Source organism: Streptomyces sp. BHT-5-2 (assembly GCF_019774615.1).
Lineage (GTDB): Bacteria > Actinomycetota > Actinomycetes > Streptomycetales > Streptomycetaceae > Streptomyces.
In genome coordinates this window covers 75,212-100,074 of the sequence record NZ_CP081497.1, presented here as the reverse complement: position 1 = coordinate 100,074, position 24,863 = coordinate 75,212, and the positions used below count along the sequence as shown (strand labels likewise).

The window sequence follows — 24,863 nt, the reverse complement described above, 5'->3', positions numbered from 1 at the left end:
TCACGATCGCTCCTGTCTCCCCGTGGGTCACGCGTCGCACCATCGTAGGAGGAACGCTCAGCCGGCGCCGGGCATTCCGGTGGGTGTTCCGGCTCCGGGCGTCCCGGTGGTGGGTGTTCCGGTGCCGGACGTCCCGGTGGTGGGCGCCCCCGTGACTGCGCCCAGCTCCGCCCAGGTGACGGTGCGGTCGCACCAGCGTTCCAGCAGGGTGCGGTCGTGGCCGACGGCGAGCACTCCGGCGCCGCTCTCCCGGCGGTAGGTCTCGACGACGGCGACGAGTGCGGCGGTGGTGGAGGCGTCCAGCATCGCGGTCATCTCGTCGCAGATCAGCCAGCGGGGGCGGAGCACCAGGGCGCGGGCCAGGCAGGCGCGTTGCAGCTGGCCGTCGCTGACCTCGTGCGGACGGCGGGCGAGCAGGTCCTCGGTGAGGCCGACGAGGGGCGCCAGCTCCCGCAGCCGGTCCGGGACTTCGGCCTTGCGGCCGGTGGCGCGGAGCGGTTCGGCGATCGCGTCGGCGAGTCGCAGGCGGGGGTCGGCGGAGAGCCGGGGTTGCTGGAAGAGGACGCCGAAGGCGGTGCGCAGGGCGCGGGGTGCGCGGTGGCGCCAGCCCGGGGCGGGCGTGCCGTCCAGGACGACGGTGCCGGCGTAGGGCCGGTGCAGCAGGGCGGCGACCCGGGCCAGAGTGGACTTGCCGCAGCCGCTGGGGCCGAGCAGGCCGACCGCCTCGCCGGGGGCGAGGGTCAGGGACCGGCCGCGGACGACGGGGGCGCCGCGGTCGTAGCCGGCGGTGATGTCACGCAGTTCGAGCACGGTCGGTGTTCCTCTCCGGCGGCACCGGGTGGTGGCAGGCGACGCCGTCGCGTGGCGCGGGGAGCGTGGCGCAGGCCGCGGTGGCGCGGTCGCAGCGGGCGGCGAAGGCGCAGCCGGCCGGCAGGTCGCCGAGTTCGGGCGGCATGCCCGGGATGGGGGTGAACGCGCGGTCGGGGAGCGCGTCGAGCAGGCCGCGGGCGTAGGGGTGGCGGGGGCCTGGCGTGCCGAAGAAGCGGCGGGCGTCGGTGAGTTCGACGACGCGTCCGGCGTACATCACGGCGACCCGGTCCGCGATGCGTTCGGCGGCGGCCAGGTCGTGGGTGATCATCAGCAGGGCGTGGCCGGTTCCGGTGTGCCGGCGGAGTTCGTCGACGGTGCGGTCGACGAGGTCGCGGTCGAGGCCGGTGGTGGGTTCGTCGGCCAGCAGCAGCGGGGGGTCGCCGGCCAGGGCGAGGGCGGTGGCGGCGCGTTGGGCGAGGCCGCCGGAGAGCTGGTGCGGGTGGCGGTCGAGGTGGTCGGGCGGGAAGGCGGCGCGGGCGGCGGTCCGTTCGGCGGCCGCGCGCAGTTCGGGGCCGCGCCGTGCGCCGGTCAACTCACGTACGGTTTCCTCCAGTTGGGAGCGTACGGTGCGGACGGGGGTGAGGTGGGCGGCGGGGCTCTGCGGGATCAGGCCGATCCGGCGGCCGCGGACGGAGCGGGCGAGTCGGGCCTCGGGGGCGGTGAGCAGTTCGGTGGGGCCGTGGGCGTCGGTGAGCCGGGCGGTGCCGGTGGCCTCGGCGTTGCCGGGGAGCAGGCCGAGCAGGGCGGAGGCCAGGACGGACTTGCCGCAGCCGCTCTCGCCGACGAGGACCAGGCATTCGCCGGGTGCCAGGTCGAAGGCGGCGTCGGTGACGGCGGCGACGGACCGGCCGCCGGGCATCCGGAAGCGGACGGTCAGCCCGCGCACGGCGAGCAGCGGCCGGGGCTCGCCGTGGTCGGTGTCGGCGGGCGCGTCGGGGGTGCCGTGGGCGGTCACAGCGTCAGCTCCGATCGGCGGCGGGGGTTGAGCCGTTCCCGCCAGGCGCCGGCCAGGCCGGCGACGGCGAGGGTGGGGACGATGAGGAACAGGCCGGGGAAGAGGGTGGGCCACCAGTCGCCGGCCAGCAGGGAGCTGCGGGCGGCGTTGGCCATGATGCCCAGGCTGGCCTCGTGGGCGGGCAGGCCCAGGCCGAGGAAGGAGAGGGCGGATTCGTGCCAGATGGCGTGCGGCACCATCAGGACGGCGGCGAGTCCGGCCTGCGGCAGCACCGCCGGCAGGAGGTGACGGGTCGTCACCCGCCATCGTGAGGCGCCGCCGGCCAGGGCGGCGTCGAGGTGGGGGCGGGAGCGCAACGAGAGCACCTCGGCGCGGACGATGCGGGCGGTGGACAGCCAGTGCGTCAGCGCCACCGAGACGATCACCGGCCACACGCCGGGCCGGAACACGGCGACGACGAAGATGCCGAGCAGCAGGTGCGGCACGGCGGCGAAGAGGTCGACCAGGCGCATCACGGTGCGGTCGGCCCAGCCGCCGAGCGCCCCGGCCAGCGCGCCGACGGCGGTGCCGAGGACCGTGGCGGCCAGTGCGGCGACCACGCCGACGAGCAGGGAGACGCGCAGTCCGTAGATGCAGCGGAGCAGCAGGTCGCGGCCGACCTCGTCGGTGCCGAACGGGTGGGCGGCGGAGGGTGGTCGGAGTTTGGCGGCCAAGTCCACGGCCTGCTGGTCGAGGGGGAAGAGCAGCGGGACGAGGAGGACGGCGAGGACGAGGACGGCCAGGGTGGTGGCGGCGGCCCGGAGTCGGAGGGTGCGCCGGGCGCCCGTGCCGCGGCGGGTCCGTGGCGTGCGGGCGGGGGTGGTGCGGTCGGCGGTGCTAGCCATCGAACCCCACTCTCGGGTCGGCCAGTCCGTAGAGGAGGTCGGAGAGGAGGTTGCCGGCGAGGACGGCGGCGGTGGCGAGCACGGTGAGCGCGGCGAGCAGCGGGAAGTCGACGCCGGTGGCGGCCTGGACGGTGGCGGCGGCGATGCCGGGCCAGCTGAAGACGGTCTCGACGAGGAGGGCGCCGGTGATGAGTTCGGGTACCCGGGAGCCGATCAGGGTGAGGACGGGCAGCAGGCCGGAGCGGAGCGCGTGCCGGTACAGCACGGTGCGTTCGCGCAGGCCGCGGGCGCGGGCGCCGCGCACGGGGTCCTCCTCCAGTGCGTCGCCGACGCCCTGTCGGACGTAGAGCACGAACCACGGGAGCTGGGAGACGGCGAGCACCAGCGCGGGGAGGGCGAGGTGGCGGGCGATCTGGCCGGGGGTGGCGAGGTCGCTGCCGGTGTCGGTGAGGCCGCCGGCCGGCAGTACGCCGAGTTTGAGTGCGCCGAGCCAGACGGCGAGCAGGCCGAGCCAGTAGGGCGGGGCGGCTTCCAGGGCGTAGGCAGTGGCGGTGATCGCGCGGTCGAGGGGGCTGCCGCGGCGGCGGGCGGCCAGCACGCCGAGGAGGGTGCCGGCGGTCATGGCGAGCGCGAAGGCCGGCGCGCACAGCAGCACGGACCAGCCGAGGCGCTCGCCGATGACCTGGGAGACCGGGGCGCGCAGGCTGGTGGAGTCGCCGAGGTCGCCGGTGAGGGCGCCGGTGAGCCAGTGCCACCAGTGGGTGAGCAGGGGTTGGTCGGCGCCGAGGTTGTGCCGGAGCTGGTCGAGGTTCTCCTGGGAGGCGGTGAGTCCGGCGGTGCCGGCGTAGGCGCGCACGGGGTCGAAGGGTGAGGCGGCGGCGAGGGCGAACACCCCGAGGGTGACGGCGAGGAGGACGGGCACGGCGGTCAGGGCGCGCCGTGCCGTCATCCGTGCCATCGGTCCCCAGGGCAACGGGCGGTGGCGCGTGGTCACTTGGCGGGCTGCCAGTCCTCGGCGTTCCACCAGGGGCCGGAGGCCAGGCCGTGGTCGTGCGGTTCGACCTGGGTGGTGAGGTCCTTCCAGCGGTTGTCGACGACGTAGAGGTGGTCGACGTGGGTGAGGAAGGTGTAGGCGGGGTCCTCGGCCAGTTCGCGCTGGATGGTGTCGTAGGCGGCCTTGCGGGCCGTGTGGTCGTCGGTGCGGCGGGCCGTGACGAGTTGGTCGTCGACGGTCTTGTTGGCGTACCGGGACATGTTGTTGAAGCCGTCGCCGGCGAGCGAGGAGTGCAGCAGCAGGTACTGGTCGAAGTCGGGGTCGGCGGGGCTGCCGCCGCCGGCGAGGACGGCGTCCTGCTTCATGTTGGGTTCGATGGCCTCCCAGGTGCCGGACTCGACCTTGGCCTCGATACCGGCCTTCTTGGCGTCGGAGGCGAAGGCGAGGGCGTGTTCCTGGCGGAGTTTGTCGCCGGAGAGGTACCAGAGGGTGAAGGAGGCGCGCTGTCCGTTCTTGGCGCGGATGCCGTCGGGGCCCTTCTTCCAGCCGGCGTCGTCGAGGAGGCGCTGGGCCTTGCCGAGGTCGTGCGGGCGCTCGGTGCCCTTGGCGAACCAGGGGCTGTCGGTGGGCACCGGCCCGTAGGCGGGCTTGCCGGCGCCGCTGAGGATGCCGTCGACCATGGCCTGGCGGTCGACGGCGAGGTCGAGTGCCCGGCGGACGGCCCGGTCGCCGGTGACCGGGTTGGCGCTGGGCAGGGTGACGTTGCGGTAGTCGAAGGTCCTGGCGGCGAGGGTGGTGCGGTTGTTGTCGGTCTTGAAGGTGGCGGCGAGTTCGGGCGGGAGGATGGCGCCGTCGAGGTCGCCGGAGCGCAGCCGGGTGGCGCGGATGTCGTCGTCCTTGATGATCGCCATGGTGAGGTGCTTCACCTTGGGTGTGCCGCCCCAGTAGTGGGGGTTGGCGGTGAAGGTGAGCTTCTCGCCCTTGGACCAGTTGGTGAGGACGTAGGGGCCGGTGCCTACGGGGTGGGTGGTGAAGGGGCCGGTGTTGACGTCCTGTCGGCCGGCGAGGTGGCGGGGGGCGATGGGCAGGACGGTGCGCTCGGCGAACGGCGCGTAGGGGTACTTCAGGTGGAAGACGACGGTCCGGTCGTCCTTCTTCTCGACGGTGTCGAGGGCGTCCAGTTCGGCCTTGGAGGCGTTGTTGGTCTTCTCGTCGAGGATGGTGTCGTAGGTGAAGACGACGTCGTCGGCGGTGAAGGGCTTGCCGTCGCTGAAGGTGACGCCGGGGCGCAGGGTGTAGGTGTAGGTGGTGCCGCCGTCGGTGACCTTGGGGAGGGCGGCGGCCAGGGCGGGCTTGAGGTGCATGCCGGCGTCGTGGGTGAGCAGCCCGTCGAAGATCTTGGAGTTGCCGTCCTTGCCGTAGCCGAGGAGGGGGCTGAGGGTCTCGGGTTCGTAGGCGATGCCGACGACCGCGCTGTCGGTGGGCTTGCTGCTGCCGCGGCCCTCGTTCGGCGCGGCGCAGGCCGCCGCGGTGAGCGCCGTGGTGGCCGCCAGCGCCGTGGCGACCGCTCGCCGTATGGACCGGGACGTCATGCCCACTCCCCTTTTTTGAAGATCGACTGTTGTTGCGAACTGCTCGCATTTCTGCGGCTGCCATTAAAACAGTCGTAAAGGTGTGGTCATGAACCGGTCCTGGACGGCTGCGGAACGCTAGGGAGCGCGGGGTCCCCGGTGGCGGGCGGTCACGGGGTGCCCGTCACCAGCTTCAGGTCCCACTTCCGCAGCGGCTCGTCGATCGGCTGGAAGATGGTGACGGTGTCCCCGCCGACGTCGCAGGTCGCCGCGCCGCCCCCGGAGTGCACGCCCACGGCCTTGGGGGCGCCGGGCTGGCTGACGTAGGAACCGCCCGAATCCCCGGCCGCCGAGCAGGCGTTGGTGAAGGACAGCCCGGAGATGACGGTGGTGCCGTAGTCCACGGTCTGGTCGATGCGGGTGATCTCGCCGCAGTGCCAGCCGCTGGTCTGGCCGGAGTGGCAGATCGACATCCCGACGATCCCCTGCTGGGAGCCGGTGATGGTGACCGGGCTGCCGCCCTGGCCCCGCACCAGCGGAGTCAGCTTCCAGCCCGGCTGGTTCACCGTCACCAGGCCGAAGTCGCCGGCGTAGCCGTTGACGCTGTGCGCCCCGCCGTGGTTGGAGGTCCCGATGCGGCTGCCGTCCTTGCCGTAGGCGGACTGGTTGGCCTTGAGGGTGCAGTGGCCGGCCGTCAGGAAACCCTGGAGGTGGCCTGGTCCGGTCACCGCGAAGCCGATGGAGCAGATGCCGTCGGTCCCCGGCATCCAGCGTTCGCCGCCGATGATGGTGCCGTTCTGCTGGCGCGGGGCCTGGTCGCTGCGTTCGACGGTGACCGGGACGCGGGAGCGGACCGCGATCTGGCGGACCGCGCTCTCGAAGCCGGCGGTGCGGGTGGTGCGCGACGCGCGGTCGACCCGCACCACGACCCCGTTGGCGCGCTCGTCGATGCCCCAGCCGGTGACGCCCGGGATGCCCCGGCCGGCGTGGTCGGCGATCTGCCGGACCACGCCGCGCAGCGTCTCCCGGCTGTGCCGGACGGTCTTGGGGACCGCCCCCAGGTCCCGGACCCGCCGGGCGTCGTCGGGCCCGTTGACCGCGACGACGAGCCGGCCGAGCGACTTGTCGAACCACATCCCGGCGGGCGGCGCGGACAGCGCCCGGCGCACGGCCAGGGCGGTGTGCTGCGCCTCGGCCTCCTGCGCGAGCCGGTTCCGGACCTCGGCCGGGGACAGCCCGAGGTCCCGGCGCATCGCGTCGAGCATGCTGCGCTGCGCGGGCTGGGGGCTGGGGTCGGACTTCGGCAGGGCCCCCGCCGGGCCGTTCGGGGCGACGGCCGCCACCAGGGCGGCCGCGGCCGCGCTCCACAGTGCGGCCTTGGGAATGCGGCGTTGCATGGGGGTCTCCTCGCGGTGTCGAGTACACATCCCGCCCGGAGGTGGGCGGGTGCAGGGATCGGCCCTCAACGAGCCTCGCCGACACCGCGCGGGCCAGCACGGGGAGAACGGCGGCATGATGGGGCGCTGGCCCTCGCCGATCGTCGCCAAGTCCCCACCGCCCACGGCCCCGTCGCGTTCGAGGCACTGCCCGGGGCGCTGCGCAACGTCGCCTGCTCGGCCGCCCGCCATCCGGGAGCCGGGCCACCTGAATGCCCGTCACCCCGGGCCGGGCCGTCGCCGGGCGGCCGGAGGGGTGCGGCGCGCACGTCGGCGTGCGCCTCGGTCCGGACCGGGTGCCGCACCTGTGCCGGGAGGTGGGCCGGGCAGTGGTGTGGGGCTACGCCGACTTCGCGGCGCGGCCGCGGTACGCGCGTTTCCCGGGCGCGAAGCGGGTGGTGCCGGGCGACCGCCGGGAGGAGTGAGGGGACGGGCGGCCGGGGCGGTTCAGAAGTCGCCGCCGAAACCGCCGTCGCCGCCGCCCCCGAAGTCCCCGCCGCCGAAGCCGCCGCCGAAGTCACCGGGGTCGAAGTCGGCGCCCGTGGCGTCGCCGCCCTCCGCGCCCTGGTGGTCGCCGAGGTCGGCCCCGTAGGCGGGGCCGGCCGCCATCAGGTGGCCGAGGGTGGTGCCGACGAGGAGACCGGGGAGCAGCCCGCCGCCGAAGTAGCCGCCGGCCCAGGGGGCGTAGGCGGGGCCCGCTTCCCAGTAGGGGCGGTCGCCCTGCGGGGTGCGGACGGTGCGGGCCAGCGGCTCGCGGCCGTCGTCCAGCCGGCTCCGGTCGGCGGCGCAGACCGGGACAGTGCGCTCGGCGCCGCCGGGCGGGGCCCAGACGGCGTCGGTGACGGAGGGGCCGTGCCGGGGGTCGAAGAAGCAGGGCAGCCGACGCTCGGGCAGCGGCCCGCCGGCGCGGCGGGCGGCGAGGGTGGCGAGGGCGAAGCGGCCCTCCTCCAGTTCCTCGGTCACCGCCTGGACGTCGCCGGGGTGCTCGGCGGCGGCCATCGCCGACTTGGCGTCCTCGTAGGCGTCCAGGGCGCGGGCGTAGTCGGCGCGCATCGGGTCGTCGGTGCCGGGTGCGGCCGGGTCGAAGTCCAGCCGGTCCAGTTCCTCGCCGAAGGCGGTGATGTCCTCGTCGACCACGATCCGCAGGTCTTCGAGGGCGGCGCGCTCCTCCTCGGCCCGCCTGCGGCGGTTGCGGCGGGCGATGGCGTAGGCACCGCCGCCCCCGATGACGATCAGCGCGCCGATGCCGACCGCGGTGCCGGTGTCGAAGCCGGCGCCGGTGCCGCCCCAGGAGGCCGGGGCGTGGCCGCGGGCCTCGGTGACGGCGGTGTCGACGAAGCTGTTCAGGCGGGCGGAGACGGTCGGGTACCGGGAGCGTTCGACGGCGCCGACGAGGTTCTGGACGGCGGTGCGCGGCATCACGCGGGGGTCGGCGCCGGCGTTGAAGCCGTCGCCGAGTTCGACGGCGTAGACGCCGCTGATGCCGACCTTGGTGCGCAGGTCCCGCAGGAGGGTGGCCGGCTGGTAGTCGGAGGTCCGGGGCAGGACGGCGACGAAGACCGGTTTGCCGGAGTCCTTGATCTTCTTGGCCAGGGCGTCCGCCTGGCCGGCCGAAAACCGATCCGAGGCGCGGGGGTCGACGTAAACCGGTCCCTTCCGCAGGGCGGCGGCCGCCTCGTCCAGCCCGCCCGCGGCGTGCGCGCCGGGTGTGGCCACCGTGACGGTCGCGAGGAGGGCCGCCAGCAGCAGGAGAACCGGTCCGATCAGCGCACGGCGGATTGCGGTCTTCATGGCTCCGACGCTACCCGAACCGCACTTTCAGGACACCCTTGACGGTTTGCTGAATCTTTACCAATCGTCCGGTGGCGGCGGGCAGTATGCGGTGCCGCGGCCGCCCTGTCGCGCCGGAGCTGGCCATCCAGGTGGTCGCCGGGCGCGGCTTTTTGATGATCAAGGTCGCCGGGGATGTTCGGGCTCGTCCCTTCCCCGACGGCGCCCGGGCACGCCCCGCGGCACCGCCCGCGGAAGGGACCCGAGGAACGACTCGTCCCTCCCCGACGAAAGGAGGACGCGATGGGCAGGGTCGCCGAGACGGCCAACTCCCTCGCCATCGCCGTCGCCGCCACCGCGGTCGGCTGCACGCTGGTCCTCGAACTGGCCCCCACGCACCACCACGGCACCGCGCGGTCCGCCGTCCCCCCTGCGGTGCCCGCGGCCGCCGCGGGTCCGGCCGCCGCCGGCCGCGCCGCGGTCGCCCTCGGCGGGCCGGCGGTCCCCGAGGAGCCCGCGGCCGACGCCGTGGTCGGTGCCCCCGGCCCGGCGCCGGTCGAAGCCGACGACTCCCGCCCCGCCGCCCGGCCGGGCGGGCGGATCCAGGTCACCGGGCCCGCCGGCCCGGCCAGCCTGCGGGCCAAGGGCAGCTTCCCGGTCGCCTGGACCAACACCACCGGCACCGAGGTGGACGTCTGGCTCAACGCGGCCGCCGGCCGGGGCCGGATACAGCGGCTGGCGATGGTCTCCCCACGGGCCGGGGCCGGGCCGGCCGGCGAGGCCCTGGTGACCCTGCCCGAGGTGCCGCCCGGCAAGGCGTACGCCCTGGAGGTGACCGCCGGCAACGGCGCCGCACACGCCTTCAGCCGGCCGTTCGCGGTCACCGACTGACCGGCCGCAGCGGCGGGTCGCGGCGCCGGTCCGCGGCCGTTCTACGGCGCGGCCAGGTCGACCAGTCCGGCCAGCGCCGCCCGGTGGCGGCCCGGTGTGCCGAGGGCGAGTTCGTCGCTCTTGGCGCGCTTGAGGAAGAGGTGCGCGGGGTGCTCCCAGGTCATCCCGATACCGCCGTGCAGCTGGATGCACTCCTCGGCGGCGCGGACCGCCACCGGCGCGCAGTACGCCTGGGCCAGCGCGACCGCCACCGGCGCGTCCGGAGTGTCGCCGGCCAGCGCGTCGGCGGCGTTGCGGGCCGCGGCCCGGGCGGAGGCGACGTCCAGCCACAGGGCGGCCATCCGGTGCTTGAGCGCCTGGAACGAGCCGATCGGGCGGCCGAACTGGGTGCGCTCGCGGGTGTACCGCACGGTTTCGGTCAGGCACCACTCGGCGAGTCCGAGCTGTTCCGAGGCGAGCAGCCCCGCGCCGGTGCGCAGCGCGCGCTCGACGGCGACGCGGGCCTGCTCCCCGCGGGCCAACGGGCGGCCGGCCGCGCCGTCGAGGACCACGTGGGCCAGCGGCCGCGTCAGGTCGAGCGGGGTGACCGGTTCGCTGCGCACGCCGTCGGCCGCGGCCTGCACCGCGTACAGCGCCGGACCGTCCGGGCCGTCGGCCGGGACGAGTAGCAGCCCCGCGCCGGCGGCGTCCGCGACGGAGGTGATCCGCCCGGTGAGCGCGCCGGCGGCGTCCGCCCGTACGGTGGCCGGGCCGGTGCCGCCCGGTGCGGTGGGCAGCGGGACGGCGAGCGCGCAGACGGTACGGCCCTCGGCGAGCGCGGCCAGCGGGCCGGCGACCTCCGGCCGGCCGGTGTCGCAGCCGAGCAGCGCGGTGACGGCGAGCACCGCGCTGGTCAGATAGGGCGCCGGCGCGACCGCGCGGCCCAGTTCCTCCAGGACGACGGCGGCCTCCCTGGGGCCGGCGCCCTGTCCGCCGAGCTTCTCGGGGACCAGCAGCCCGGCGGCGCCGATCCCGGCGGTCAGGGCGCGCCACAGGTCCGGGTCGTGGGGCCGGCCGCTCTCCACGGCGGCGAGCACGGTGGCCGGATCGGCGCGGTCGGCGAGCAGCGCCCGTACGGCGGCGCGCAGCGCTTCCTCCTCCTCGGAGTAGAGGAGGTCGGGCGTGGCGGCCGGGGTCGTGGGGCTCATCGGGGGAGGTCCTTCCACGCGACGTCCTTGTCGGTGCGCGGCTCGGGCGGCAGGCCCAGGACACGCTCGGCGACGATGTTGAGCAGCACTTCGGAGGTGCCTCCCTCGATGGAGTTCCCCTTGGCGCGCAGATAGCGGTAGCCGGCCTCGCGGCCGATGAAGTCGACGCCGTCGGGGCGGCGCAGCGTCCAGTCGTCGTAGGTGAGGCCGTCCTCGCCGCGGAACTCCACGTCCCAGCCGCTGATCTGCTGGGCGAGCCGGGCGAAGGCGAGTTTCATCCCGCTGCCCTCGGGGCCGGGCTGGCCCATGGACAGCTGCTGGCGCAGCCGTTCGCCGGTGAGGCGGGCGACCTCGGCCTCCACCCAGAGGGTCAGCAGCCGCTGGTGCAGGTCGTGGGTGCGCAGCTCGGGGCGGTCGCGCCAGGCGGCCGCGGCGACGCCGATCATCCCGCCCTCGCGCGGGGTGCGGACGCCGCCGATGGCGACCCGTTCGTTCATCAGGGTGGTGCGGGCGACCTGCCAGCCGTCGCCGACGTCGCCGAGGCGGTGGGCGTCGGGGATGCGCACGCCGGTGAGGAAGACCTCGTTGAACTCCGCCTCGCCGGTGATCTGGCGCAGCGGCCGCACCTCGACGCCGGGGTCGGTCATGTCGCAGACGAAGTAGGTCAGTCCGCGGTGCTTGGGGACGGCCGGGTCGGTGCGGGCGACCAGGATCGCCCAGCGCGCCAGGTGGGCGCTGGAGGTCCAGACCTTCTGCCCGTCCACGATCCAGTCGCCGTCCTCGTCCCGGACGGCGCGGGTGGCCAGCGCGGCCAGGTCGGAGCCGGCGCCGGGCTCGCTGAACAACTGGCACCACACCTCCTCGCCGGTCCACAGCGGCCGCAGGAAGCGCTTCTTCTGCTCCTCGGTGCCGTAGCGGAGGATCGTCGGGGCGGCCATGCCCAGGCCGATGCCGATCCGGCCGGGGTCGTTGTCCGGGGCGCCGGCGGCGGCGAGTTCGGCGTCCACGACGGCCTGGAGTGAGCGCGGGGCGTCCAGGCCGCCCAGGCCCTCGGGGAAGTGCACCCAGGCGAGCCCGGCGTCGAAGCGGGCGCCCAGGAAGTCCAGCCGGTCGGTGCCAGACCAGAGGTGCGGGCCCGCAGGGCCCTCGGCCAAGGGTGGTCGTGGGCGACGGGTGGGCGGGTGGGCGGCGAGCAGGTCGGCGGTGCGCCGGCGCAGGTCGGCGGCGTCGGTCATCGGGTCTCCTCCGTTCCGGGAACGACCACGAGGCGGCCGACGGAGTCCCCGTCGGCGACCCGCTGGACGGCGTCGGCGGCCGCCGACAGCGGCACCCGTCCGCCGATCAGCGGCGCGACGGCGCCCCGGGCGGCGAGCTTGGTCAGCTCCTCGTGGCAGGCGTCGACTGCGGCCGGGTCCTCGGCGTTGTACAGGCCCCAGTGCAGGCCCAGGATCGAGTAGTTCTTGACCAGGGCGTGGTTGAGGCCCGGGGTGGGGACGGTGCCGCCGGCGAAGCCGACGACGACGATCCTGCCCTCGAAGGCGATGCACTTGGTGGACTTGGCGTACGCGTCGCCGCCGACCGGGTCGTAGACCACGTCCGCGCCCCGTCCGCCGGTGGCCTCCTTGACGGCGGCGACCAGGTCGTCGCTGCGGCGGTCGAGGACGAGGTCGCAGCCCAGTTCCAGGGCGGTGCGGGCCTTCTCGGGGCCGCCGACGACACCGATGACGCGGGCGCCGGCGGCCCGGCCGAGCTGGACGGCGGCGCTGCCGACGCCGCCGGCCGCGGCGTGCACCAGCAGCGTCTCGCCGGCCTGGAGCCGGGCCCGGCGGTGCAGTCCGAACCAGCCGGTCTGGTAGCCGATGTGCAGCGCGGCGGCCTCGGCGTCGTCCAGCGCCTCGGGGGCCGGGCGGACGGTGGCGGCGTCGGCGACCGCGAGTTCGGCGAAGCCGCCGCCGGGGAGCGCGGGCTGGGCCAGCACCCGGGCACCGACCTCACCGGCCGTGCCCTCGCCGACGGCCAGCACCTCGCCGCAGATCTCCACGCCGGGGGTGAACGGGAGCGGGGGCCGGACCTGGTACTGGCCCCGGCACAGCAGCGCGTCGGGGAAGTTGACGTTGGCCGCCCGGACCCGCAGCAGCAGTTGGCCCGGTCCCGGCTGCGGGTCCGGCACCTCCTCCAGCCGCATCACCGCTCGCGGCTCCCCGTTCGCGTGCACGCGCCATGCCTTCACCTGATGCCTCCACAGACCTGAAGTCGTACGGCTGGTGCGGGGCCGGGCGCGGCCCTCGCCACGCGGCATACTAAGCGGTCGGTATCCACTGACGGAACAGTTCCGGCCGCCCCCGTCACGGGTGTCCCACGGCCCCGGGGACGGCCCGGGGACGCCCCGGCCGGGAGCCTGCCACTGACAGGGGCAGGCAACCCGGCCACCCCATGACGCACACTGGCCGGCATGGACGCAACCGCCACCGGCCCCTCCGCACTGGGGGACTTCCTGCGCACCCGCCGCGCCCGGCTCCAGCCGGAGGACGTCGGCCTGGTCTCCTACGGGTCCCGCCGCCGGGTCCCCGGGCTGCGGCGCGAGGAGCTCGCCCAGCTCGCCGGCGTCAGCGTCGCCTACTACACCCGCCTCGAACAGGGCCAGAGCCACAACGCCTCGGAGGGCGTGCTGGACGCCCTGGCCCGGGCGCTCCGGCTGACCCCCGACGAGCGCGCCCACCTGCGCCAACTCGCCCGCCCGGAGCCTGCCCGGCGCCGCCCGGCGGTCCGCCCCGCGACCGCCCGCCCCGGTGTGCGGCAGCTGCTCGCCGCCGTCGGGGCCGTGCCGGCCGTCGCCCTCGGTCCGCGCTTCGAGGTCCTGGCCTGGAACCGCCTCGGGCACGCCCTGATCGCCGGCCATCTGGACTTCGACAGCCCGTCCCGCCCGCTGGACCGGCCCAACACCCAGCGGCTGCTCTTCCTCGACCCGCACACCCGCGAGCTCTACCCGCGGCGCGAGGAGGAGACCCGGCGCGCGGTCGCCGCCCTGCGGGTGGCCGCGGGACAGCTCCCCGACGACCAGCAACTGACCGGGCTGATCGGCGAGTTGTCGATGAAGAGCACCGAGTTCAGCGGCCTGTGGTCACGCCATGTGGTCGGCAACTGCACCTACGGCACCAAGCACTTCCACCACCCGCTGGTGGGCGGACTCGCCCTGGACTTCGAGATGATGCAGACCCCGGACGGCTCCGGCCAGTCCCTCCTGATGTTCACCGCCGCCGAGGGCTCACCCTCCCAGGCCGCGCTGGGGCTGCTCGCCGCGGAACACGGTCCACACGCCCGGGTCCTCGAACCCGAGCGCCCATAGCCCCCTCCCCCGCACCCCGTACGCCGCCGGCACCGCCAGCTGCGCCCGGACGCCCCGGGCGTCCTGGTACCAGACCTCGTGCCGCTCGCCGCCCCGCGTGTAGCGGAAGTGCGGGGTGCCGGAGACCTCGTCGAACGTGTAGCGGGCACCCACCCGCTTGCGCAGCGCCTCGGCCTCGTGCCAGGTGACGTGCGTGGCGCGCCGGCCGCTGCCCGGCACCCAGTCCCAGCCGTAGCCGGGGAAGGCCAGCTCGATCCGGTCCCGGGGCACCTCGGCCGTCGCGTCGCGCAGGATCTGCGCGTACCACTCCTTGGAGGACAGCGGCCCCGGCTCCCCCATCGACCAGTGCAGGTCGTAGCCCATGAACCGCACGGTGTCGGCGAGTGCGCCCAGCCGCCGGTAGTCGAAGGCGGCGCCGGCCCCGCGGATCCGCGGCATCAGCGTCACCACGCAGGTCCGGCCGCGGGCGTGCAGGCGCGCGCAGAGCTCGCCGACGAGCGCGACATAGCCGCTGCGCACTCTCGCCTCGGCGGCCGCGCCGCCGGTCACCGCCATCGTCTCGTAGTCCAGGTCGATGCCGTCGTAGCCCTGGCGCGCCACCAGCTCCGCCAGCGTCTCCACATGGGCGCGGCGCCGCGCCGGATCGTGCAGCAGCTCCCCCATCGCGGCGGCGTCCGGCGTCTCGGTCACCGTCGGCACCACGGCGATGCCCGCCCGATGCAGCCCGGCCACCATGTCGGCCCGGACCGCCCCGGGCCTCCCGTCGACCGCCCGCTCCGACGTCGTCTCGTACCAGAAGGGGCTGACGGTGCGCAGCTGCCCGGCGTGCGCCAACGCGTCCCGGTAGGCCCCCTCGACGTCCCCCCAGAACGGCAGCCACGCCGACATCGGCGGCCGGCGCTCCCCCGGCCGCGACACACCGGCCGGTCCGCTCACACCCGCGGCGGACGGCCCCGCCCCGGCGGCCAGGCCGGTCAGGCCCGTCACCAGGAGCAGGACCGACAGCGACAGGCCGCCGAGCCGCCCCCGCACCCGCACCCGCACCCGCACCCACCGTCGCCCCGGCCGCCGCACTCGTTCCATGCTCCGAGACTTCCCCGGCCGGCTGCCGGACATCGCATCAGCCCGGCCGAACGGAGGTCCGGCCGGGGGCTACGCGGCGCCGTCGAGCCGCCGCAGCAGCCGTCGGGCCTGCTGTTCGGCGGTGCCGGGCGGGTTCCTGGGGCGGGCGGGGTCGTCGGCGGCGAGCAGGCAGAGCCAGACCAGGGCGAGCAGGGTCCGGCAGTCCCGCAGGCGGGCGGACTCGGCGGGGGTCAGCGGGAAGCGGCGCAGGAACGCGGCGGTGTCGAAGGGGCGCGGCACCCGGGCGGAGATGTGCTCGACGATCTCGGCGAGTTCGTAGGCGCGGTCGCTGCGGCCGGACTCCTCGAAGTCGACCACCCGGACGCGCCGGCCGTCCCAGAGGTAGTTGGCGGAGTTGCCGTCGCCGGCGCCGAAGACGGCCGGGACGTCCGCCGGGACGCCGTGCGGGGCGCCGGGCGCGCCGAACCCGGAGCCGTCGAGCCAGTCCGCGCCGGCCTCCAGCGCCCGCCGGACGGCCGGGCCGAACGGCCGGTCCGGAGGGCGCGCGTACCAGGTGCGGACCCGTTCGACGGTCTCCCGCTGGTGGCCGTGGCGGAGCGGCAGCCGGGCCAGCTCGGCGGGCGGGAGCGCGGTGTGGACGGCGCGGACGGCCTGCGCCCAGGCGGTCAACTGCCGCTCGTCCAGGGGGTTTCCGCGCAGGGGCACCCCTGGCAGGCGGGACATCACCAGGGTCGGCCGGTCGGCGGCACCGGCAGCGTCGTGGGCGCTCAGCAGGACGGGGGCGACGCCCGGGGCATGGGTGGCCAGGAGGGTCAGCGCACGCCGTTCGCGGGTGCAGGGGCCGGGGCCCTCGGCGGGGCGGAAGCGTTTGACGACCCGGTCGGCGTGGAGGGCGAGGTCGTGGGTGTGCCAGCGGATCGTCCCGGTGGAGGGGTGGGGCGGCATCGGGTCCGTGTTCACCGGAGGGACGGTGGCACGGGCGGCCGGCGGCGGCAAGGCGACGAGTGGCGCCGCGGGACGGCCGCGGCGCCGTGGGGGCCGTCGGCGGCACGGTGGCCGACGGCCCGAACTCACGCCGGTGCGGCCTCCGTTCGGCGCTCCTCGGGGTCGGTCCGGTGGATGCGGCCCGTGGTGAGGGCGTCGGCGAGGGTGAGGTGGTCGTGGGCGAGGGCGAGGCAGGTGGCGGTGTCCATGCGGAGGGTGGTGTCGGCGTGCGGGGCGGGGCCGTCGGCGTAGTGGGGGGCGGCGGGGTCGTCGGGGTCGAGGGCGACATGGAAAATGCCCTCGTCGAGGACGATGTCGACGACGCGGACCGGGCCGTCGGCGAAGTGGCGGGCGAGCCGGGTCATCAGCGGGACCGCGAACCAGTGGGCGCGGACCGCGTCGGTGGGGCGCTGTTCGCCGAGGGCCGGGGCGCCCCAGTCGGCGAGTGCGGTCAGGGCCGGGAGCAGGGCGCGGCCGCGCGGGGTGAGTTCGTAGACGTAGGCGGCGCCGGGCGGCGGGAGGCGGCGGCGGGTGAGGAGGTCGTCGCGCTCCATGTCCTTCAGGCGGGAGGCGAGCATGTCCGTGCTGACGCCCGGCAGGTCGGCGTGGAGGTCGGTGTAGCGCCGGGACCCGCCGAGGAGTTCCCGGACGATCAGCAGCGTCCAGCGGTCGCCGACGGCGTCCAGGGCCCGGGCGACGGCGCAGTACTGGTCATAACTTCGGCGCGGCATGACACCAGCATAGACATGTGATTGGATTTTCCAAGTCCGAAGTTGGGAAAACCAAGTACGGTGTCACGAGTGCTGCCGCATCCCGCGGCGGGAGAGAGGACGAGGAGGCCGCCGCATGCAGTTCAAGCAGTCCAGCAAGATGGCCGATGTCTGCTACGAGATCCGCGGGCCGGTGATCGAGCACGCGGACGCGCTGGAGGAGGCCGGCCACAGCGTGCTGCGGCTGAACACCGGCAATCCGGCGCTGTTCGGCTTCGAGTGCCCGGAGGAGATCCTCCAGGACGTGATGCGCAACCTCTCCCGCGCGCACGGCTACACCGAGTCCCGCGGCATCCTCTCCGCCCGCCGCGCGGTGGCCCAGCGCTACCAGGAGGCCGGGCTGCCGGACGTCGGCGTCGACGACGTCTATCTGGGCAACGGCGTCTCCGAGCTGGTCTCGATGGCGGTCCAGGCACTGCTGGACGACGGGGACGAAGTCCTCATCCCGGCGCCGGACTTCCCGCTGTGGACGGCGGTCACCAGCCTGGCCGGCGGCAAGCCGGTGCACTACCTCTGCGACGAGTCCGCCGACTGGCTCCCGGACCTCGACGACCTCGCCTCGAAGATCACCGACCGGACCCGGGCGCTGGTCATCATCAACCCCAACAACCCCACCGGCGCGGTCTATCCGCGCGAGGTGCTGGAGGGCATGCTCGACCTCGCCCGCCGCCACCAGCTGATGGTCTTCGCCGACGAGATCTACGACCGGATCCTCTACGACGACGCCGTCCACCACCACGCCGCGGTGCTCGCCCCGGACCTGGTGTGCCTGACCTTCAGCGGCCTGTCCAAGGCGTACCGGGTGGCCGGCTTCCGCTCCGGCTGGCTGGTGGTCACCGGTCCCAAACAGCACGCCGCGGACTACCTGGAGGGGCTGGGCACCCTGGCCTCGATGCGGCTGTGTCCCAACGCCCCGGCGCAGTACGCGATCCAGGCGGCGCTCGGCGGCCGGCAGACCATCACCGACCTGGTCCTCCCCGGCGGCCGACTGCGCGAGCAGCGCGACCGGGCCTGGGAGCGGCTCAACGAGATCCCGGGCGTCTCCTGCGTCAAGCCCAAGGGCGCGCTGTACGCCTTCCCCCGCCTCGACCCGGCGGTCCACAAGATCCACGACGACGAGAAGTTCGTACTGGACCTGCTGCTGCGGGAGAAGATCCAGGTCGTCCAGGGCACCGGCTTCAACTGGCCGCGCCCGGACCACTTCCGGATCCTCACCCTCCCGCACGCCGACGACCTCGACGCGGCGATCGGCCGGATCGGACGCTTCCTGGCCGGCTACCGGCAGTAGGGAATCCGGGTGCGCGGTCTCGGGCGGGGCGCCCCCGCCCGGCCCGGTGCCGCGCGGCACCCGAACGGGCGTACCAGTTTCCCGGCGGCTCCGCCCCGTCCCACCTGCCCCGTCAGCCTCCCCAGCCACCCCGCGGCGGGTGGGCGCTCTTGAGGGGACCGCGCGCAGCGGCTTAGGTGGAGCACGGCAATCCAGCCGCCACTCCGGAGGGGAGAGGGAAGCGATGCCCATACGGCCGCCGGCCTCGGAAGCGGAACTCGAAGCGCACCTGAGCGGTATCTGTTTCAAGACCGGCCCACCGCGCCGCACCGGCGTCGAGATCGAGTTCCTGGTCCACGACGCGCACAACCCCCGATGTCCGGTCGGGACCGACCGGATGCACCGTGCGGCGGCCGCCCTGCGCGCCCTGCCGCTCACCTCCGCCCTCACCTTCGAACCCGGCGGCCAGCTGGAGCTCAGCTCGCTGCCCGCCACCTCACTGACCGCCTGTGTGGCGGCGGTCTCCGCCGATCTGGCCCTGGTCAGGGCCGTTCTGCGGGAACTGGGCCTCGTCCTCGCGGGCCACGGCCACGACCCCTGGAATCCGCCCCGCCGGGTGCTGAGGGCACCGCGCTACGACGCCATGGAGGCGTACTTCGACCGCCGCGGCCCGGCCGGCCGGTCCATGATGTGCCGCACCGCCTCCGTCCAGGTGTGCCTGGACGCCGGCCACGAGGAGCCGGGGCCGCTGGGGCTGGGCCGGCGGTGGCTGCTGGCGCATCTGCTGGGCGCCGTGCTGACCGCCGCGTTCGCCAACTCCCCGCTCTCCGAGGGGCGTCCGACCGGCTACCGCAGCACCCGCCAGGCCGTCTGGGCGCAGCTGGACCCGGCCCGCACGCTCGCCCCGCCCCAGGACGTGGAGCCGCGCACCGCGTGGGCCCGCTACGCCCTGGACGCCCCGGTGATGTGCGTCCGGCGCCCGGACGGCCCGTGGGACGCGCCGACGGGCCTCACCTTCCGCGAGTGGGTGCGCAGCGGCGTCCCGCGGCCGGTGACGTGGGAGGACCTCGACTACCACGTCACCACGCTCTTCCCGCCGGTGCGGCCGCGCGGCCATCTGGAGCTGCGGATGATCGACGCGCAGCCCGGCCCGGACGGGTGGGTCGTGCCGCTGGCCGTCACGGCCGCGCTGTTCGACGACCCGGCGGCCGCGGAGTTCGCCTACCGTACCGTCAAACCCCTCGCGGAGAGCGCCGGTTGGCAACCGGCGCCGGCGAACCCGCTGTGGCGCACCGCGGCCCGGGCCGGGCTCACCGACCCCGAGCTGCACGCCGCCGCGGTCGCCTGCTTCGACGCCGCGCAGGAGGCGCTGCCGCGGCTGGGCGCAACGCCCGGGATCCGGGCCGCGGTCGCGGAGTTCGCCGAGCGCTATGTGGCGCGCGGCAGATGCCCCGCCGACGACCGGCTCGACGCGCTGCGCGCGGTGGACGCCGCAGGCGGCCCGGACCCGGCCGGCGGCGCCGGCACCGCGGCCGAGGGCCGCCTCCTGCGTGGGAAGGACAGCAAGTGACCATCGACCCCGAGCCGTTCCGGGAGCGGGCCGCGGCGGCGCTGCTGGCCGCCCGCGACCGCACCCGCCTGCTGACCGGGTGTGTGGCGGAGCCCGACCTGGTGGCCCAGCACTCCCCGCTGATGTCCCCGCTGGTGTGGGATCTGGCGCACATCGGCAACCAGGAGGAGCAGTGGCTGCTGCGCACCGTCGGTGGCCGTGACCCGCTGCGTCCCGACATCGACTCCGTCTACGACGCCTTCGAGCACCCGCGGGCCGAGCGCCCCTCGCTGCCGCTGCTGTCCCCGGGCGAGGCACACGGCTATGTCGCGGAGGTGCGCGGCCGGGTGCTGGACGTCCTGGAGCGCGCCGAGCTGCACGGCGGCCCGCTGCTGTCGGCCGGTTTCGCCTTCGGGATGATCGCGCAGCACGAACAGCAGCACGACGAAACGATGTTGATCACCCATCAGCTGCGGAAGGGCCCGCCGGTGCTCTCCGCGCCCGAGCCGCCGGCCGCGCCCGACGGCCCGCTGCCGCCCGAGGTCCTGATACCCGGCGGTCCGTTCCGGATGGGCACGTCCACCGAGCCCTGGGCACTGGACAACGAACGCCCGGCGCACCGGCGGATCGTGCCGCCCTTCTTCCTCGACACCACTCCGGTGAGCAACGGCGCCTACCAGCGCTTCATCGAGGACGGCGGCTACGACGAGCCGCGCTGGTGGGCACCGGAGGGCTGGGCGCAGGTGCGCGAGCACCGGTTGCGGGCCCCGCTGTTCTGGCACCGCGAGGGCCGGCAGTGGCTGCGCCGCCGGTTCGGGGTGACCGAGCCGGTACCGCCGGACGAGCCGGTGCTGCACGTCAGTTGGTACGAGGCGGACGCCTACGCCCGGTGGGCCGGGCGGCGGCTGCCCACGGAGGCCGAGTGGGAGAAGGCCGCCCGCCACGACCCGCAGTCCGGGCGGGACCGGCGCCATCCCTGGGGCGACGCGGACCCGTCGCCGGACCGCGCCAACCTCGGTCAGCGACATCTGCGGCCGGCACCGGTCGGCAGCTATCCGGAAGGCGCCTCGCCGCTCGGCGTCCGGCAGTTGATCGGCGACGTCTGGGAGTGGACGGCGAGCGACTTCCTGCCGTACCCGGGCTTCGCCGCGTTCCCCTACCGGGAGTACTCCGAGGTGTTCTTCGGCAGTGCGTACAAGGTCCTGCGCGGCGGCTCGTTCGCCGTCGACCCGGTCGCCTGCCGCGGCACCTTCCGCAACTGGGACCTCCCGGTGCGGCGGCAGATCTTCTCCGGGTTCCGTACCGCCCGGGACGCCGAACCGTCGACCGGGGACCAGATCTGATGTGCCGTCATCTCGCCTACCTGGGGCCGGAGATACCGTTCGGGCAGGTGGTGCTGGCGCCGCCGTACGGGCTGTACCGGCAGTCCTGGGCGCCGCGCCTCCAGCAGCACGGGACGGTCAACGCGGACGGTTTCGGCGTCGGCTGGTACGCGGCCGGCGACCCGGTGCCGGCGCGCTACCGCCGGGCCGGGCCGATCTGGGCCGACGATCAACTGCCCGACCTGGCCCGGGTGGTCCGCACCGGGGCGCTGCTGGCCGCGGTCCGGGACGCCACGGTGGCCGGTGCGGACGCCGAGGCGGCCGCCGCGCCGTTCGCCACCGGGCGGTACCTCTTCAGCCACAACGGCGCGGTCGCCGGCTGGCCGGACACCATGGCGGAACTGGCCGCGGGGCTGCCCGCGGCGGAGCTGCTGCGGCTGGCCGCCCGCAGCGACACCGCTTTTTTGTGGGCCCTGGTGCACCACCGGCTGGCCGCCGGCGACGACCCGGGCCGGGCGCTGGCCGCCACGGTCGAGGAGGTCGCCGCGGCGGCGCCCGGCTCGCGGCTCAACCTGCTGCTGACCGACGGCACCACGATCGCCGCCACCACCTGGGGCGACACCCTCTTCCACCTGGCCCTGCCCGACGGCGGCCGGGTCGTCGCCTCCGAGCCCTACGACGAATCCCCCCACTGGACCGAGGTCCCCGAGAGCACGCTGCTGTGCGCCACCCGCACCGAGGTCCGACTCACCCCGCTCAAGGAGCCCGCAACGTGAGCCCGCTCAGCATCACCCGCACCCTTCCCGCCGACGCCACCGCGGCCGCGCTGCGCGCCGACGTCGTGGCGGGCCTGTCCCGTACGCCCAAGCAGCTGCCGCCGAAGTGGTTCTACGACGCCCGCGGCAGCGAGCTGTTCGACGAGATCACCACCCTGCCCGAGTACTACCCGACCCGGGCGGAGCGCGAGATCCTGCGTGCCACCGCGGACCGGATAGCCGCCGCCACCGGCGCCCGCACCCTGATCGAGCTGGGGTCCGGCTCGTCCGACAAGACCCGCCATCTGCTGCGCGCCCTCACCGGACTGCACACCTATCTCCCGGTGGACGTCAGCGAGTCGGCGCTGCGGGCGGCCGGCGAGGGGCTGCTGGCCGAGCACCCTGAGCTGATCGTGCACGCCCTGGTCGCCGACTTCCAGCCGGGCCTGGTCCTGCCGGCCACGCCCGGCCCCCGGCTGCTGGCGTTCCTCGGCGGCACCGTCGGCAACCTCCTGCCCGACGAGCGGGCCGCGTTCCTGCGTTCCGTGTACGACCTGCTCGCGCCCGGGGACGCCCTGCTGCTCGGCACCGACCTGGTCAAGGACGAGGACACCCTGGTCGCCGCCTACGACGACGCCCGCGGGGTGACCGCCGCCTTCAACAAGAACGTCCTGGCGGTCATCAACCGCGAGCTGGGCGGGGACTTCGACCCGGAGCAGTTCGACCACGTCGCGCGGTGGAACGCCGCACAGGAGTGGATCGAGATGCGGCTGCGGGCCCGCACCGACGTGACCGTCAAGATCCCGGACGTCGATCTGGTCGTGCCGTTCGCGGCCGGCGAGGAGCTGCGCACCGAGGTCTCCGCGAAGTTCCGGGAGGAGGGGGTGCGCAGCGAACTCGCCGCCGCCGGGCTGAAGCTGACCGAGTGGTGGACCGACCGCGCGGGCCGGTTCGCGCTGTCGCTGGCGGTGCGCCTCTGACGGATCCGGCCCACCGGGTGCCCTGTCCCCCGCCGATGTGGTTCGATGCGCCGATCGCACATCCGTACGCGTCGCCGGGTGCGCCCGCCGCGTACGGAGCCACACGGGCTCGACGGAGGGGCAGGGCATGGGCACGGCGCTGGATCGGCGGAGTTTCCTCAGAGGGGCGGCGGGGCTGTCGGCCGCCGGGGTGCTGGCGGGCATCGGCGGCGGGACCGCGGCGGCCGCGGCCCCGGCGGCGGTCTCGACAGGGGACTGGATGTCCGCGCTGGGCGACGCCACGCCCGTGCAGCGGCTGTCCATCCCCGGCACCCACGACTCCGGGGCCCGGATCGGCGGGCCGTGGGTGGAGTGCCAGAACACCTCGGTCGCCGAGCAGCTGGCCTCCGGTATCCGGTTCCTGGACGTCCGCTGTCGGGCCGTCGACGGCGTCTTCGCCATCCACCACGGTGCGTTCTACCAGCAGCTGATGTTCGGCGACGTGCTGAACGCCTGCCGGGACTTCCTGCGCGCGCACCCGTCCGAGACGGTGCTGATGCGGGTCAAGCAGGAGTACTCGGAGGTGTCGGCCGAGGAGTTCCGCGGGATCTTCGGCAGCTATCTGGACGCCAAGGGCTACCGGCCGCTGTTCCGGCTGGACCCGGGGCTGCCCCGGCTGGGCGAGGCCCGGGGCCGGGTGGTGCTGCTGGCGGACTCGGACGGGCTGGGCGGCGTGCGGTACGCCGACCCGGCGCTGTTCGACGTCCAGGACGAATACATGACCGAGCCGATCGGGAAGTACCCCAAGGTCGAGGCGCAGTTCCGCAAGGCGGTCGCCCAGCCCGGCAAGCTCTTCGTCAACTACGTCTCGACCGCCGCGCTGCTGCCGCCGCGGTCCAACGCCGACCGGCTCAACCCGCGGGTCAAGAACCTGCTGGAGGGGGAGGGCAGTGCCTGGCGGGGGCTGGGCATCGTCCCGATGGACTTCCCCGACGAGTTCGGGATGGCGGAGACCCTGATCCGGCACAACCTGGCCGGGCTCCGCATCACTCCGCCGGCCCAGGCGCACACGTGATCGGCCGTCGAACCGAACCACTAACCGCCACCGTGCATCAGACTGGTTGAAATGTCTGGTTCCGGCGCTGCCCCGCCCGCACGACGACGAGCGGTGCGGCGGCGCCGGCTGAAGCGGCGAGGCGGCACCTGGTGGAGACGAGCGAACGCGAGCCCGGGGCGGCGGCGCAGGACGGGTCGCGGCCGGCCGGGCCGCGGGAGTCCGACGGGCCGGTGCGCACCGGCCCGGCCCGCGCCGGGGTGCCGCTGCGGGTGACCGCGGCGCTCGGGGTGGTGACGGTCCTCGTGGGCGGGGCGGCGCTGGCGCTGAAGTCGGTGCGTCAGGACCCCTACGTGGCGCCCGGGGACCCGGTCGCCGGGACGTATCTCGCCTCGCGGGCGGCCGGCGACCGGGCCGCCGCCGCGGTGCTGGCCGGCCCGTACCGCGAGGAGCCGGGGGCGCCGCCGGCCGTCGCCGCCCGGATGGCCGGCGACGCCCCGGCCCCGCTGCCCGTCTCCCGGCCGCTGACGGCCGGCCCGGCGACCCCGGCACCGGCGATCGGCGCGCTGTTCTCCCCCGGTGACGACGCCGACAGCGGCCACTACTGCTCGGCGAGCGTGGTGCACTCCCCCGCCGGGAACCTCGTCGTCACCGCCGCGCACTGCGTCCACGACGGCGGCTTCCGCACCCGGCTGGTGTTCGCGCCCGGTCTGCACGACGGGATCGCGCCGTACGGGCTGTGGGTGCCGACCCGGATCGACGTGGACCCGCGGTGGATCGCCGACCGGGACCCGGACCACGACGTGGCGTTCGTCCGGGTGCGCCGGCACGGCGGGACGGACCAGCGCATCGAGGACGTCACCGGTGCCGAGCGGATCCGGTTCGACGCCCCGCCCGGGCGGCCGGCCCAGCTGACCGGCTACCCGGCCGACAGCGACACCCCGGTCACCTGCCGGCACACCGCCGACGCCGAGGGGCCGGGACAGCTGCGCTTCCCGTGCGCCGGCTTCCCGACCGGGACCAGCGGCGGCCCGATGCTCACCGACATCGATCCGGCGACCGGTACCGGCGCGCTGATCGGGGTGATCGGCGGTCAGGACGAGGGCGGCGACGACAGCACCTCGTACAGCAGCCGCTTCGGGGCGGATGTGGCGGCGCTGTACCGGCGGGCCGTACGGGGCGGGCCGGCGGCCCGGTCGTAGGGCCTGTCCGACCC

The 24,863-nt window shown here is 75.2% G+C and carries 23 protein-coding genes; 10 read left to right on the top strand and 13 right to left on the bottom strand.

Annotated features, from left to right (window positions below; genetic code table 11):
- Positions 1-57 precede the first annotated feature (57 nt).
- The 6 genes from K2224_RS28375 to K2224_RS28350 form a co-directional block, all read right to left on the bottom strand.
- Positions 58-810: an ABC transporter ATP-binding protein gene (locus tag K2224_RS28375; protein ID WP_221910056.1), complete on the bottom strand. Its 753-nt coding sequence runs from the start codon at positions 808-810 to the stop codon at positions 58-60.
- Positions 794-1,825, bottom strand: a complete 1,032-nt coding sequence (locus K2224_RS28370) for an ABC transporter ATP-binding protein (RefSeq protein ID WP_221910055.1) — start codon at positions 1,823-1,825, stop codon at positions 794-796. The genes K2224_RS28375 and K2224_RS28370 overlap by 17 nt, the downstream gene beginning before the upstream one ends.
- Positions 1,822-2,709 (bottom strand): ABC transporter permease, encoded by an 888-nt coding sequence (locus K2224_RS28365; RefSeq protein WP_221910054.1) that lies wholly within the window; start codon positions 2,707-2,709, stop codon positions 1,822-1,824. The genes K2224_RS28370 and K2224_RS28365 overlap by 4 nt, the downstream gene beginning before the upstream one ends.
- Entirely contained in the window at positions 2,702-3,658 is a 957-nt protein-coding gene (locus tag K2224_RS28360; RefSeq protein ID WP_260693528.1) for an ABC transporter permease, read from the bottom strand. The genes K2224_RS28365 and K2224_RS28360 overlap by 8 nt, the downstream gene beginning before the upstream one ends.
- A gap of 41 nt (positions 3,659-3,699) precedes the next feature.
- Positions 3,700-5,295 (bottom strand): ABC transporter substrate-binding protein, encoded by a 1,596-nt coding sequence (locus tag K2224_RS28355; protein ID WP_221910052.1) that lies wholly within the window; start codon positions 5,293-5,295, stop codon positions 3,700-3,702.
- Between the two features lie 149 nt (positions 5,296-5,444).
- Positions 5,445-6,671: a S1 family peptidase gene (locus K2224_RS28350; protein WP_221910051.1), complete on the bottom strand. Its 1,227-nt coding sequence runs from the start codon at positions 6,669-6,671 to the stop codon at positions 5,445-5,447.
- A 251-nt stretch (positions 6,672-6,922) separates the two neighbouring features.
- Between K2224_RS28350 and K2224_RS41760 the strand changes: the two genes are divergently transcribed.
- Positions 6,923-7,135 carry a hypothetical protein gene (locus K2224_RS41760; RefSeq protein WP_399020215.1) on the top strand — a complete coding sequence of 71 codons (213 nt, stop codon included), beginning with the start codon at positions 6,923-6,925 and terminating at the stop codon, positions 7,133-7,135.
- A gap of 22 nt (positions 7,136-7,157) precedes the next feature.
- Here K2224_RS41760 and K2224_RS28340 read toward each other — a convergent pair whose 3' ends face one another.
- Positions 7,158-8,501 (bottom strand): hypothetical protein, encoded by a 1,344-nt coding sequence (locus tag K2224_RS28340; RefSeq protein ID WP_221910050.1) that lies wholly within the window; start codon positions 8,499-8,501, stop codon positions 7,158-7,160.
- A gap of 282 nt (positions 8,502-8,783) precedes the next feature.
- On the opposite strand from K2224_RS28340, the gene K2224_RS28335 reads away from it, so the two are divergent.
- Positions 8,784-9,371, top strand: coding sequence for a hypothetical protein (locus K2224_RS28335; RefSeq protein ID WP_221910049.1), 588 nt, complete (start codon positions 8,784-8,786; stop codon positions 9,369-9,371).
- 41 nt (positions 9,372-9,412) lie between these two features.
- Here the strand turns inward: K2224_RS28335 and K2224_RS28330 are convergent, their stop codons facing one another.
- Genes K2224_RS28330 through K2224_RS28320 form a run of 3 tightly spaced genes read right to left on the bottom strand, consistent with a single transcriptional unit; the run spans position 9,413 to position 12,788 of the window.
- Complete coding sequence (locus K2224_RS28330) at positions 9,413-10,558, bottom strand: acyl-CoA dehydrogenase family protein (RefSeq protein ID WP_221910048.1); 1,146 nt, start codon at positions 10,556-10,558, stop codon at positions 9,413-9,415.
- The gene (locus K2224_RS28325; protein ID WP_221910047.1) at positions 10,555-11,793 is read right to left on the bottom strand and encodes an acyl-CoA dehydrogenase family protein; all 1,239 of its coding nucleotides are present in this window, start codon (positions 11,791-11,793) and stop codon (positions 10,555-10,557) included. The genes K2224_RS28330 and K2224_RS28325 overlap by 4 nt, the downstream gene beginning before the upstream one ends.
- Positions 11,790-12,788 (bottom strand): NADPH:quinone oxidoreductase family protein, encoded by a 999-nt coding sequence (locus K2224_RS28320; protein WP_221910046.1) that lies wholly within the window; start codon positions 12,786-12,788, stop codon positions 11,790-11,792. The genes K2224_RS28325 and K2224_RS28320 overlap by 4 nt, the downstream gene beginning before the upstream one ends.
- A gap of 222 nt (positions 12,789-13,010) precedes the next feature.
- Between K2224_RS28320 and K2224_RS28315 the strand changes: the two genes are divergently transcribed.
- Entirely contained in the window at positions 13,011-13,904 is an 894-nt protein-coding gene (locus tag K2224_RS28315; RefSeq protein WP_221910045.1) for a helix-turn-helix transcriptional regulator, read from the top strand.
- Here K2224_RS28315 and K2224_RS28310 read toward each other — a convergent pair.
- The 3 genes from K2224_RS28310 to K2224_RS28300 all read right to left on the bottom strand — a co-directional run bounded on the left by K2224_RS28310 (position 13,824) and on the right by K2224_RS28300 (position 16,702).
- Entirely contained in the window at positions 13,824-14,987 is a 1,164-nt protein-coding gene (locus K2224_RS28310) for a glycosyl hydrolase family 18 protein (protein ID WP_221910044.1), read from the bottom strand. The genes K2224_RS28315 and K2224_RS28310 overlap by 81 nt on opposite strands.
- A gap of 69 nt (positions 14,988-15,056) precedes the next feature.
- Positions 15,057-15,947, bottom strand: coding sequence for an aminoglycoside phosphotransferase family protein (locus K2224_RS28305; protein WP_260693527.1), 891 nt, complete (start codon positions 15,945-15,947; stop codon positions 15,057-15,059).
- Positions 15,948-16,057: 110 nt separating this feature from the next.
- Positions 16,058-16,702: a helix-turn-helix domain-containing protein gene (locus K2224_RS28300; RefSeq protein WP_221910043.1), complete on the bottom strand. Its 645-nt coding sequence runs from the start codon at positions 16,700-16,702 to the stop codon at positions 16,058-16,060.
- A gap of 115 nt (positions 16,703-16,817) precedes the next feature.
- On the opposite strand from K2224_RS28300, the gene K2224_RS28295 reads away from it, so the two are divergent.
- From K2224_RS28295 to K2224_RS28265, 7 genes are all read left to right on the top strand, one after another.
- Positions 16,818-18,029 (top strand): pyridoxal phosphate-dependent aminotransferase, encoded by a 1,212-nt coding sequence (locus K2224_RS28295; protein ID WP_221910042.1) that lies wholly within the window; start codon positions 16,818-16,820, stop codon positions 18,027-18,029.
- Between the two features lie 223 nt (positions 18,030-18,252).
- Positions 18,253-19,578 (top strand): ergothioneine biosynthesis glutamate--cysteine ligase EgtA, encoded by a 1,326-nt coding sequence (egtA, locus tag K2224_RS28290; RefSeq protein WP_221910041.1) that lies wholly within the window; start codon positions 18,253-18,255, stop codon positions 19,576-19,578.
- Entirely contained in the window at positions 19,575-20,900 is a 1,326-nt protein-coding gene (gene egtB, locus K2224_RS28285) for an ergothioneine biosynthesis protein EgtB (protein WP_221910040.1), read from the top strand. The genes egtA and egtB overlap by 4 nt, the downstream gene beginning before the upstream one ends.
- Positions 20,900-21,655, top strand: coding sequence for an ergothioneine biosynthesis protein EgtC (egtC, locus tag K2224_RS28280; RefSeq protein WP_221910039.1), 756 nt, complete (start codon positions 20,900-20,902; stop codon positions 21,653-21,655). Before egtB ends, egtC begins: the two co-directional genes overlap by 1 nt.
- A complete protein-coding gene (gene egtD / locus K2224_RS28275; RefSeq protein WP_221910038.1) occupies positions 21,652-22,614 on the top strand; it encodes an L-histidine N(alpha)-methyltransferase in 963 nt (320 codons plus the stop codon). Before egtC ends, egtD begins: the two co-directional genes overlap by 4 nt.
- A gap of 127 nt (positions 22,615-22,741) precedes the next feature.
- A complete protein-coding gene (locus K2224_RS28270) occupies positions 22,742-23,668 on the top strand; it encodes a phosphatidylinositol-specific phospholipase C (RefSeq protein ID WP_221910037.1) in 927 nt (308 codons plus the stop codon).
- 131 nt (positions 23,669-23,799) lie between these two features.
- Positions 23,800-24,849: a serine protease gene (locus K2224_RS28265; RefSeq protein WP_221910036.1), complete on the top strand. Its 1,050-nt coding sequence runs from the start codon at positions 23,800-23,802 to the stop codon at positions 24,847-24,849.
- The last annotated feature ends 14 nt before the right edge of the window (positions 24,850-24,863 follow it).